The sequence below is a fragment of the Limisphaerales bacterium genome, from assembly GCA_014382585.1.
Lineage (GTDB): Bacteria > Verrucomicrobiota > Verrucomicrobiia > Limisphaerales > UBA1100 > JACNJL01.
In genome coordinates this window covers 22,838-32,905 of the sequence record JACNJL010000024.1, presented here as the reverse complement: position 1 = coordinate 32,905, position 10,068 = coordinate 22,838, and the positions used below count along the sequence as shown (strand labels likewise).

The 10,068-nt window shown below is 51.7% G+C and carries 14 protein-coding genes and 1 tRNA gene; 7 read left to right on the top strand and 8 right to left on the bottom strand.

Features of this window, described 5'->3' with window-relative positions; translation table 11 throughout:
• The 4 genes from H8E27_03335 to H8E27_03320 form a co-directional block, all read left to right on the top strand.
• Positions 1-350 (top strand): hypothetical protein (locus H8E27_03335; protein ID MBC8324645.1); only part of this gene is annotated, 350 nt, incomplete at its 5' end.
• Between the two features lie 4 nt (positions 351-354).
• Entirely contained in the window at positions 355-594 is a 240-nt protein-coding gene (locus H8E27_03330; protein ID MBC8324644.1) for a hypothetical protein, read from the top strand.
• Positions 595-706: 112 nt separating this feature from the next.
• Positions 707-791 (top strand) — tRNA-Ser (locus tag H8E27_03325).
• Positions 792-845: 54 nt separating this feature from the next.
• Complete coding sequence (locus H8E27_03320) at positions 846-1,052, top strand: hypothetical protein (GenBank protein ID MBC8324643.1); 207 nt, start codon at positions 846-848, stop codon at positions 1,050-1,052.
• A gap of 52 nt (positions 1,053-1,104) precedes the next feature.
• Here the strand turns inward: H8E27_03320 and H8E27_03315 are convergent, their stop codons facing one another.
• Positions 1,105-1,662 (bottom strand): hypothetical protein, encoded by a 558-nt coding sequence (locus tag H8E27_03315; GenBank protein ID MBC8324642.1) that lies wholly within the window; start codon positions 1,660-1,662, stop codon positions 1,105-1,107.
• A 2-nt stretch (positions 1,663-1,664) separates the two neighbouring features.
• Positions 1,665-2,423, bottom strand: a complete 759-nt coding sequence (locus H8E27_03310; protein MBC8324641.1) for a hypothetical protein — start codon at positions 2,421-2,423, stop codon at positions 1,665-1,667.
• Between the two features lie 348 nt (positions 2,424-2,771).
• On the opposite strand from H8E27_03310, the gene H8E27_03305 reads away from it, so the two are divergent.
• Positions 2,772-3,071: a hypothetical protein gene (locus H8E27_03305; GenBank protein ID MBC8324640.1), complete on the top strand. Its 300-nt coding sequence runs from the start codon at positions 2,772-2,774 to the stop codon at positions 3,069-3,071.
• A 59-nt stretch (positions 3,072-3,130) separates the two neighbouring features.
• Here the strand turns inward: H8E27_03305 and H8E27_03300 are convergent, their stop codons facing one another.
• Both H8E27_03300 and H8E27_03295 read right to left on the bottom strand, forming a co-directional pair.
• Entirely contained in the window at positions 3,131-3,904 is a 774-nt protein-coding gene (locus tag H8E27_03300; GenBank protein MBC8324639.1) for a hypothetical protein, read from the bottom strand.
• 12 nt (positions 3,905-3,916) lie between these two features.
• Positions 3,917-4,570 (bottom strand): hypothetical protein, encoded by a 654-nt coding sequence (locus tag H8E27_03295; protein ID MBC8324638.1) that lies wholly within the window; start codon positions 4,568-4,570, stop codon positions 3,917-3,919.
• Positions 4,571-4,918: 348 nt separating this feature from the next.
• On the opposite strand from H8E27_03295, the gene H8E27_03290 reads away from it, so the two are divergent.
• Entirely contained in the window at positions 4,919-5,179 is a 261-nt protein-coding gene (locus H8E27_03290; protein MBC8324637.1) for a hypothetical protein, read from the top strand.
• Positions 5,180-5,450: 271 nt separating this feature from the next.
• Here H8E27_03290 and H8E27_03285 read toward each other — a convergent pair whose 3' ends face one another.
• The 4 genes from H8E27_03285 to H8E27_03270 form a co-directional block, all read right to left on the bottom strand.
• A complete protein-coding gene (locus tag H8E27_03285) occupies positions 5,451-6,551 on the bottom strand; it encodes a hypothetical protein (protein ID MBC8324636.1) in 1,101 nt (366 codons plus the stop codon).
• Positions 6,548-7,480, bottom strand: coding sequence for a class I SAM-dependent methyltransferase (locus H8E27_03280; GenBank protein MBC8324635.1), 933 nt, complete (start codon positions 7,478-7,480; stop codon positions 6,548-6,550). The genes H8E27_03285 and H8E27_03280 overlap by 4 nt, the downstream gene beginning before the upstream one ends.
• A 250-nt stretch (positions 7,481-7,730) precedes the next feature.
• A complete protein-coding gene (locus H8E27_03275) occupies positions 7,731-8,381 on the bottom strand; it encodes a sigma-70 family RNA polymerase sigma factor (GenBank protein ID MBC8324634.1) in 651 nt (216 codons plus the stop codon).
• A 231-nt stretch (positions 8,382-8,612) separates the two neighbouring features.
• Positions 8,613-8,801 carry a hypothetical protein gene (locus H8E27_03270; GenBank protein ID MBC8324633.1) on the bottom strand — a complete coding sequence of 63 codons (189 nt, stop codon included), beginning with the start codon at positions 8,799-8,801 and terminating at the stop codon, positions 8,613-8,615.
• A gap of 222 nt (positions 8,802-9,023) precedes the next feature.
• On the opposite strand from H8E27_03270, the gene H8E27_03265 reads away from it, so the two are divergent.
• On the top strand, positions 9,024-10,025 hold the full coding sequence (locus H8E27_03265) for a serine/threonine protein kinase (protein MBC8324632.1): 1,002 nt from the start codon (positions 9,024-9,026) through the stop codon (positions 10,023-10,025).
• The last annotated feature ends 43 nt before the right edge of the window (positions 10,026-10,068 follow it).

Here is a 10,068-nt window from a genome sequence, read left to right as displayed (position 1 = left end):
ATCTTTCCACCGGCCTTGCGGATGGCCCGAACCACCTCCTGCAGCTGCTCAAGGTGTATTGCGGCTGGGAACAGCAGCATAGTTTGCGCCTCGAAACACTGGATGTGGAGCAGCTCACTCAGGTGGCGCTGCAAAGTGCGCCGGAGAGTATCCTGAGTGAATTACCTGAATTAATTGCGGACCCGGCGCAGGAGGGAATGCTTGCGGATTTGTTGCGGGCGCAGGCTCCGACGTTGAATGAAGGGGAGGCGCGCAAGGCGGTCAAGGAATTACGCGAGGAGGGGGCCACGGAGTTTCCGCGAGCAACAGCGGGGGCAGATCAATGCCCGTACTGGCGAACGGGCTCTTGACCGGATGCAACTGCCCGGGCAAGCGCGCGGTTTACTCGCCGAATACTATCGCCTCCGAGCACTGCCGAAGGATTTGAGAACAACGGAGCAAGTCCAGCGCCTCCAATCCCTCGGGCATTGGCATCGCGGTGTTTACAGCCCGAACCACGAACGTTGGTTGCAAGCCAAAGAGGCAGGAGACAAGGCATTGATGAGCGTTTACGAGGACGTCATCGGAATGGGTAGTAAGGCGTACGGGAAATGAGGGGTTGGCGCGTTTACCATCCTGTTTACCACTTCAAACAGGACTCCCCATAACTAACCAAGACAATTGGGCGCGCAAAATGTGAATAACAACCCTATAAAATAGGGGAAACACGACTTTATATGGCTGCACAGCATCACCCTTTAACCTGATTACGGATCAGGAGGTTGGGGGTTCGATTCCCTCAGGGCGTACCATTTATGACTCTTTTTTGTGGGGCTTCTTTTGGCTTAGGCCGCGCGCTGATACTTTTGATTACTCTGAGCCACGCGGCCGGCTGCCTGAGTATCAAATATAACTCCGCCCAAGAAATCATCCAAGCCCACCCCCTCGGCTTCCAGGACGCCATCAACGCCTCCCACCACGCCCGCCGCACCGAAGAATCCAAACACTTCATCCAAGCCCTCCTCCGCCGCCTCAACCAACTCGAAGCCCGCCTCGAGGCCGAAGGGCAGTAGGCACAAAAAAACGCCCCGTAAAACGGGGCGGTGAATGCAATGGGCAATATACCTAGGGCACAATTATCACTTTAATGTCCTTGGGATCATTTATTACTCCACGCTTTAGCATTATATCAATCAACTCAATCTTGAACAGGGACTCTATAAATGGGTCAGGCCTGTACCCAATAACATATCCCCCAATTGGCCTCAAACGCCTTTTCATCCTAATTGAATTCTCATTTGCAAATGAATCTAGCGGTTTTTTGCCTGCTAAAGCTCGTTGCCGATTACGATGTTCTTTGATCAAAAAAGCTTGACGAAAACATCGGTCAATTTTCAGCAATATATGATCATGAAGGGCTGGGTCTTCTTTGAAAATATGCTGAAAAGTGTCCAAGAGCTCATTATGAGTGTGCAAGATCGTCCAATCATCTTGTGTCCACATAGCATCAGTTATTGATGGGTATTGGACGTTGTCAAATAGCGAAAAATGATCGACTATCTTCCGACATTCAATATCAAAAAGAATAGTGGCTTTGGCGCTTTGCATCGCCATTTCCCTTTCTTCTAGTGTATTGAAGGTGCCGGCAAGAGTGAGGGCAATTGATATGATGTGAGCAAACATTTCTATTTGGCCTTGGGGTCAGAATTCCATTTCAGTGATCTTAGGTAAGTGGTGATAATGATCGTGTAAACAATTTTCCCATCGTTAAACTTATGATTGACAATTTCATTTGTATTATAATTCAACTTTGGATCCATGGCCGGTGTATCAGAAACCCATTTTTCATGGTTCATTTCATTGTTTGGCGTAATTCGAGACGGGTCATTCCATTCCAAGGATCGCTTTTTTTTAGGGAGTGCAAGATGCAGTTCGTCCCCGTTTATAGGATCACGTTTTTTAATGAGCGTACTCAAGCGATATGCAAGCTCCAATTCAAATGGAAATTTGTTTTGTTTTTGGTGTTTCAACTGAAAATCCAATCCACATGGCTTTTCCAAATCTCTGGAAACAATGATAGACACTTGATCATCAAGGTCAGGCATTCTTACGCCATTCTTCAGTCTAGACGGAACGTACGTGAATGTGATGCTGTCTTTTTCAGAAAACATCAACATGCCGTGAAGTGTGAGGAATGGCATGTCAGCCAGTGATCGAACCAGCCCAGTAAAACGGGCACTTTGGTTGAAATTAAATTCAAAACCGCCTTCACCACAATTCACAAACATTTCTCCTGGCGGAACAAGCATTTCAATAATCTCGTAATCCGTGGGATCGCTTTCAATTGGAGGCAAACTCCTATCAGGCTCCGGGGGCGCATCCTGCGCATTCACATTCCAAGTCAGGCCAACCAAGGCCACCAGTGTTAGTAGTGTTTTCTTCATAGTTCGTATCTTTCTGAGTTCAGGTTAACAAAGGGCAACGTGCCCCTCTACTATATATTCGCGAAACGGAGGTAAAATCTTTCATTTATTTTCAACTATTTTCACCCCAAACCCAAAACCCCCACAAAAACAACCCCCAAGCCCCAAAAAAAACGTTCAACGCCCACCCCAAGGCCCACACCCAAACTCACTAAAAAGTTTCAAAAAAGCCACAAGTAGAGGTTTACGCCAATGCCCATTTTATCAGCAGCTAGTCCGCATCCATATTAATCTACTAACTAAAACAGTGAGAGGGCCGGAATCAAAAAACAATTTGTGAAGTTTACGGAATGTGGTACAAGGGATTGCATGTCCTTGGTTCGCCTTATGATCGCGCTGCTGCTGCTCTCCTCGCCGCCGGTTGAGGGTGCAGTGTATCGCATCACCGGCATCAACCCGCCCGCCGGCAACGGCACCACCTCACAGTTCGCCGCAGGATCCACCATCGACGGCCGCCGCGTCAGTGGCCAATTCGCCAGCAACGTACAAGTCCGCGCCTTTACTCGCCTCTCCGCCGCCCGCCGCACCGAAGAATCCAAACACTTCATCCAAGCCCTCCTCCACCGCCTCAACGAACTAGAAGCCCGCCTAGAATCCGAAGGCCAATAGGCACAAAAAACGCCCCGTGAAAACGGGGCGGTGAGTGGCAGAAATCAAATGATCGTCAACTAATCCTCAAACCGAGCCCTTGCTTTTTTGAATTTTTCAAGCCTTTGAGTGAAAACTTTATGTTGAGGGTCTTTTGGATCCATGTCCTTTAGCCATCGTTCCAATGTAGCGATTGGCCTGTCATATGCCTGCCGCCGCAATGCATTACTTCTTTTTATTGCATTCTCCGTAGCTTTAGGATTGAGAGCGTGATGCGGAACTGGTTCGCGTTCGATGCCCAATTTTTTGAATTCATCCATTCGTTCTTTTAACGCTTGCAGCAAGCCATCTACCAACACACCCTTACCAGCTGGAAAAGCAAGCCAATGGGACATATTTTTGAATTGCTCGTGTTGCACCATTTTCAGGGGGATTTTGTCGGCAATAACGTCAATTCGACGCGGCGGCTTGAAGACAAACCGGACACCCTGCGGCAGGTACTTGTTCGGTTTATTCACTTTGCCTTCGAGCTTGTTGATTAACTGATCAGCCCTGGATGGTTCTCGTTTATCGGGATGGGCCTTGCGCAAGGCTTCATCCTGAAGACTCCGAACATTCGGATGAGTCCGCATTCCAAGGAACGTGTAGGCGTCAACATGTTTCCATATTTCAACGGGCGGCTCGTGGTCTTGATAGAAGCGATCAAGTGTATCATCAGGTGTCACGATGATCACTAAATCTCGCGGCACTGAACTTGGCCTTGGGCCACCGGCTCCAAAGGATTGGGCTGGAGTTAAGCATACAGCCAACAGAAGGCTTGATATGATTACTCGTGGTAACATTTGTTGTTTCATAAGTTTTCTTTCTTAGTCATTGGCAACATTATAGGCGCCTTCAATAGCGTAAAATTCAATATAGCTATCCAACAGGATAAGTGCAAATTGATCATTAAAGTCCAAATCACCCCAAATTTGGAATCGATTAGCTGGTAAATTACCCGGTATCGCATGCTTGAAAAAGTTCAGGTCGTCACCAAAGGGCAATGCAGCGCCTTCAAGGGCGTTCACGAAATACAATGTATCCTCCACGATAACGTTTCGCGTTACCTGACCTCCGACTACCTCAACCGTCTCAATAACCCACATATACTCGAAGGAAATGAAATTCGCAAAAATAGCATTACCAGGCTTAACAATCGTAATTTGATAGCTATCAAAAACATCATTTTGTTTTCCTATGGTAATTGTCCAAGGATTTGCGACTGCTGCACCAATATCAGCGGCAGGATATGGAGGTGTTGGGGTGGGTTGCCCATATATATCTTCTGGGATTGGGTGAACCTTAAACTTAATCGTGTCACCCACGAGCACATCGGGATTATCAGCAAAAATGCCTGTCAAATAGTTGAAGCTTTCGTGTGCTCCCGCAAGGTTATTCTTTGGTACAGGCGGCATCTCCTGCGCATTCACATTCCAAGTCAGGCCAACCAAGGCCACCAGTGTTAGAAATGTTTTCTTCATAGTTCGTATCTTTCTGAGTTCAGGTTAACAAAGGGCAACGTGCCCCTCTACTATATATTCGCGAAACGGAGGTAAAATCTTTCATTTATTTTCAACTATTTTCACCCCAAACCCAAAACCCCCACAAAAACAACCCCCAAGCCCCAAAAAAAACGTTCAACGCCCACCCCAAGGCCCACACCCAAACTCACTAAAAAGTTTCAAAAAAGCCACAAGTAGAGGTTTACGCCAATGCCCATTTTATCAGCAGCTAGTCCGCATCCATATTAATCTACTAACTAAAACAGTGAGAGGGCCGGAATCAAAAAACAATTTGTGAAGTTTACGGAATGTGGTACAAGGGATTGCATGTCCTTGGTTCGCCTTATGATCGCGCTGCTGCTGCTCTCCTCGCCGCCGGTTGAGGGTGCAGTGTATCGCATCACCGGCATCAACCCGCCCGCCGGCAACGGCACCACCTCACAGTTCGCCGCAGGATCCACCATCGACGGCCGCCGCGTCAGTGGCCAATTCGCCAGCAACGTACAAGTCCGCGCCTTTACTCGCCTCTCCGCCGCCCGCCGCAGCCAACGCCTCGACCTCCGCCGCCGCGCCGTCACGCGGCGGTAGCGACCAAACCCGCGCGCACCAACCCCACCCCGACATTAAGCCCGACTTTATTACCTCGCATTATTCATAGAAGGGGTTAGACTGTCCCCAGCGAGTAAAAAGGAAGACCGTGAAACCAGCCCTAAAAAACAGGCCAAACCACGCAATTCCCCAGCAAATTCAAAAAGTCAATACGCCGCCGGACGAGCAATCGAAACTGATTGCGGATCAGGAGGTTGGGGGTTCGATTCCCTCAGGGCGTACCATTTATTTTTTCCCTCAAGCCTTTTTTCTAGGGCTGTGCTTTTAGGTTTTCTTCGCTGGCGAGGAGGTAGTCGGCGTTGACTTCGGTGTTGGCGACGCCGCAAAGGCGTTGGGTCCATTTTTTGAATGTGTCGATTTTTCCATCGATCATAAAGGGGCTCTCGCGATAGAAATCGAGTTTGTCCTGCATTTCAAAAATGGCGGCGTACATGATGAATGCCCAGATGACATCGGGTTGGGTTTTGACGTCGAGCCCGATCATCGCAAAGAGTTTTCCAAGGGGGGCGGCGATGATGGATTGGTGTTCGGTATCGGCCAATGCGCTGGCGAGGGCGAGGCTCCAATCGGGGTAAAGGAGATCAACGGGTTGCGAATAAAAGTAGGGGACAAGAAAGCGGAAGGCGTTGATGTGGCCGGGGAGGGTGCGGTTCCAATCTTCGAGTTGGGGGTGGACGTTGTCGATGAGGCGCGGGCCGGGGAAAATATTGGGGCACACAAAATCGGCGAGCACGGGGGTGTTTGGCAGTTCGATTTTGTTGAGGGCGTCGCGCATAAACTCGATGCTTGCTTCGGGGAAAATTGCGTCATCAAAACCACAGTCGTTTTTGAAATGATGCGCGCGGGTGGCGGCGTCATCTCCCCAGCGTTTAGCGGGGCCGCCTTGGTCGAGGGTGGTGAGTTTGCCGCAGAGTGTGCCGATCTCATCCATTTGCGCGGCGAAGGTGCGGGCGAATCGGGCGTGAGAACGTTCGGGGCCGCAGATGGCGAATTTCAAATCAGTTTCAAAAGTGCGATGCGGGCAGGCTTCTTCGATGATGACCATTCGGTCATTGATGTCGGCCACTTCAATAATTTTCAAAAACAAATCCTGCCCGAGTGCGGCGTCGATTTTATCCTGAAAGGTGATGCTGGAATCAATGGCTGCGCGGGTGAGACCGGGGTCAGCGATTTTGGTGGCGAGACTGGGGCGTTCGGCATCTTTGGCAAACCACAGCACTACGCGGCTGATGATGGGGTAGGATTCGACGTATTTGTAATTGACGTTGATAAGGACGAGCGGCTGCAGCTCCGCGGGCACGCCGAGGCGGGCGTGATGTTCAGTGAGCCATTTTTGGATGCGGGGAATCATTCCGGTTTGCGGGCGCAAAAGCCAAAGAACTCCACGTGCTCCGCCACTTCGCGGGGAGGGAGCATTCGGAAAATTTTGTAAACAAAGGATCGCCCGCCTTGGTAGTCCCACGGGTTCAGGCGTTCCTCGATGAAATATTTGATGATGTGCTCGTTGTTGAGCGGGATAATATAATTAGGCGTCGAGTAGTCGGGGCGCAGCCAATAGTCATCCACGTTGGCAAAGCCCGCGTTATTTAAGAGTGTGTTGGCTTCGCTGCGAGTGTAGGTGTATTCGAGAAAGGGTGTGCTGCGCAGATCGAGAGAGAGTTGGTTGGCACGGTCGCGGGGGAGGTAGGAAACGTGCCGAATGCGCGCGTGGGGATCAGCAACGCCCAGTGCGAAGCCGAGGTACTGGCGGTTTTCGATGCCGAGAAAAAGGGAGCCGCCGGGTTTGAGGACGCGGAATACTTCGCTCAAGACGCGCGCGTGAATGGCTTCGGGATTTTCATTTGGCCACGAAGTGGGCATCCATTCGAAGCTGCCGATCATACAAACCAGATCAAGCTGGGCATCGGCGATGGGGAGATCCACGCCGTCGGCGCAGATGGCATGAAAGTGCGGGAGGGATTCCTGTTCGCCGCGCAGTTTGACGAAGGCGGCGTTGATAGGGGACTTATCCGCGGCGATGACGTGATGATCTTTGCCAAGTCGACACGCGACGCCGCCGGTTCCGCAGCCGAGATCCAGCACGCGCGATTCGGGGCCGAGATCGAAGAGATACGACCACGCCGTGCGATTGGGTGCGACCGCGCGCAACATCCCCGGTGAAGTCGCCCCAAACTCAGCCTCCAAAGCCGGCCGCCAGCCATTTTGGGCGGCGTGTTGCAGAAATGCTTCGGGATCATCGCCGCCCAGCGAGCCGGAGGCTTGCGAGCGTTCAAAAAGCAATTGCGCCTGCGGATCGGCCGCGCCACTGCCGATGGCGTGCGGGATGAAAATTGGTGCGTTATGAAATTCCGCCAGCGTTGATTCTTCCCGTGCGGCATCGCCTTCCAGCAGTTCAGTTAAACTGCCGGTCTCTTCATTGGCGGGATTGCGAAATTGAATTTCGATGGAGGCAGTTTGCGGTTGCGGGTTGTTGTGCCGTCAGCAAAGCAAACGTTATGGAGTGATTGAAGTTGCGGCAAGGGAAAAGGATTCACTCTTCTTCCTGCTTCAGGCGTTCCAGCTTGGCGGCGAAGATTTTGCCGATGCGTTTTTTGGCCATATAGACTTGAGCGGCGTTGACGTTGAGGGCGTCGCAGGTTTCTTTCACGGTCCATTCATCGATGCAGTGGCATTTGAAAATTTGGTATTGTTTGAGGCTCACCTGTTCTTTGAGGAAGGCGAGCGCGCGCTGGATGAGGCTGCGCGACCATTCTTCGCCCCAGATGCGATCCAATTCCGGCCCTTGGGGATCGGTGAGATTGGCGAGCGGGTCATCCTCATCCTCTCGGGGTTGCTGGGTTGGTGGTTGGCGTTGTTGTTTTTTGAAATGCTCGGCCAGCCGCGATCGGGTGATGGTGCGCAGCCAGCCTTTGAAGCTGCCGCGACTGCGGTTGTACTTAAAACGGTCGAGACTCTTGTGAACTTTGAGAATGGTTTCCTGCACGATGTCCTGCGAATCAGCTTCAGAAAGCCCGGCACGGCGGGCCACGCTGTAAATGAGTTCCCAATAGGTGTTGAAAAACACTTCCCAACTTTCGCCGTTGATGGTGGCTTTGAGTCGGTTGATGAGGCTGCTGCGGGTCTCAAGTAATGGAGGGTCAGCCTTCATGGGTGAAGATTGCAGCACAAGTTTGAGCAGCATACAATGCCGATTGGTTCACACGATAGAATCAATGGCTAACGCCCGCCCGGCGCTGGGGAGGCGCCGGGGCGGGGGTTGCCAAGGGGTCGGCCGCCCGAGGGGACAGGTGGCCGGGTGGATCCTGGCTGTGGATAGAGGCAGGAGGTGCCAGGGGGACGACAGTCATTTCTTAACCCAACTGTGACCGTGTCTGTTCTCATGCCTGTGTAGTCCTACTTTTAAAAATTGCGTTTATTGCCAGCGGAAAATTTCCTGAGCGGGTACGGGGTCGGGCGGTGGCGCGGGTTTCGGTTCCGCGTCTAGATTTTCGCGGATTTTTCGGAACCACCATTCCGCCTGCGGTTGATAACGCCGGTACACCACGCGTGTGGTTCGGGTGCCCGGCCCGTCCAAGGTCAATGTCAGTTGTCGTTGTCTCATTTGATGCCCCCATCTTTTATATAATACCGCCGCACAAACGCGAATCTAACAACTATCCACAACTTTTTTTATAAAACTTGTCCCGTTTGTGAATAACCTTCGCTTTGTGAACAAGCCCCGCGGAGGTATGTTTTGCTCAAGGAGGTGAGAAAAAGCCGTCATTGGCCGCCGGTGAATGACCCGTGAATAATCTCGGGCACGGTCATTGGGCGAACATTCCCGATGGGAACAAGTTTCAACATTCCGGATTATGAATTGGTGATCGAGATCGCCCGTGGCAGCTATGGTCAAGTGTGGCTCGCCCGCAATGTGCTCGGCACGTGGCGCGCGGTGAAGATTGTGCAGCGTTCCCTGTTCGAGGATGTGCGCCCGTATCAACGTGAGTTCAATGGCATTCGCCATTACGAAGCCCTCTCGCGCGGGCACGATGGACTTATTGATTTGCTGCACGTGGGGCGCAATGAAGACGATAGCTATTTTTATTATGTAATGGAATTGGCCGATGACCAAGTGGTTGGCCAGCGAATTCAAACAGCCGATTATGCGCCACGCACGTTGCAATCCGAGATGAGCGCGCGCGGTCCTTTGCCCGCTGAAGAATGCATTGACCTCGGCGCGCAATTGGCCGATGCACTCGATTACCTCCACCAAAATAATCTGGTGCATCGAGACATTAAGCCCTCCAACATCGTTTTCGTAAGCGGCCAGCCGAAACTGGCTGACATCGGCCTTGTGGCGGGCTCGGGGATGACCTCATTTTCCACCGGCACATTGGGCTTTCTTCCAAGCGAAGGCACGGGTGGTCCCGATGCGGACGTGTACGCGCTCGGCAAAGTGCTTTACGAAATCAGCACCGGCAAAGATCGTAACGCCTTTCCCGATTTGCCGGCCTCCGCGCGCGGGTTGTCCGGACGCGAAAAGTTGATGCAACTCAACCCGTTACTATTGCGCGCATGCGCCTCCGACGATGGCGATCGCTTTGAAAACGCCAGTGATTTTGCAAACGCCCTGCGCCAACTCAATGCGCCCTCGGTTTTTGCCGGGCCCTTCAATTGGCGCGAGCGTCGCCTTATCGCCCTTGCGACTGCTTTGGCGTTGTTGTTGGTGATTTCTGATGCGCTTTTAATTTACTTGGGCACTCGAGAAGTGTCCGAGCCTGACACCGCAGCCCAGTCACCTGCGCCCGAAGCGCCGCTTCAGGGCAAGTATGATTCCGACCAATAATTGTTAGAATTGGATTGGGAACGCGGTACTTATAAATGGGGGT

What these genes read in the sequence shown, in the direction of transcription:
- H8E27_03290 (MBC8324637.1), top strand. Translation starts at nt 4,919, where the DNA reads ATGTCCTTGGTTCGCCTTATGATCGCGCTGCTGCTGCTCTCCTCGCCG.
- H8E27_03310 (MBC8324641.1), bottom strand. Translation starts at nt 2,423, where the DNA reads ATGAAGAAAACACTACTAACACTGGTGGCCTTGGTTGGCCTGACTTGG.
- H8E27_03285 (MBC8324636.1), bottom strand. Translation starts at nt 6,551, where the DNA reads ATGATTCCCCGCATCCAAAAATGGCTCACTGAACATCACGCCCGCCTC.
- H8E27_03330 (MBC8324644.1), top strand. Translation starts at nt 355, where the DNA reads ATGCAACTGCCCGGGCAAGCGCGCGGTTTACTCGCCGAATACTATCGC.
- H8E27_03305 (MBC8324640.1), top strand. Translation starts at nt 2,772, where the DNA reads ATGTCCTTGGTTCGCCTTATGATCGCGCTGCTGCTGCTCTCCTCGCCG.
- H8E27_03295 (MBC8324638.1), bottom strand. Translation starts at nt 4,570, where the DNA reads ATGAAGAAAACATTTCTAACACTGGTGGCCTTGGTTGGCCTGACTTGG.
- H8E27_03265 (MBC8324632.1), top strand. Translation starts at nt 9,024, where the DNA reads ATGGGAACAAGTTTCAACATTCCGGATTATGAATTGGTGATCGAGATC.
- H8E27_03315 (MBC8324642.1), bottom strand. Translation starts at nt 1,662, where the DNA reads ATGTTTGCTCACATCATATCAATTGCCCTCACTCTTGCCGGCACCTTC.
- H8E27_03300 (MBC8324639.1), bottom strand. Translation starts at nt 3,904, where the DNA reads ATGAAACAACAAATGTTACCACGAGTAATCATATCAAGCCTTCTGTTG.
- H8E27_03270 (MBC8324633.1), bottom strand. Translation starts at nt 8,801, where the DNA reads ATGAGACAACGACAACTGACATTGACCTTGGACGGGCCGGGCACCCGA.
- H8E27_03275 (MBC8324634.1), bottom strand. Translation starts at nt 8,381, where the DNA reads ATGCTGCTCAAACTTGTGCTGCAATCTTCACCCATGAAGGCTGACCCT.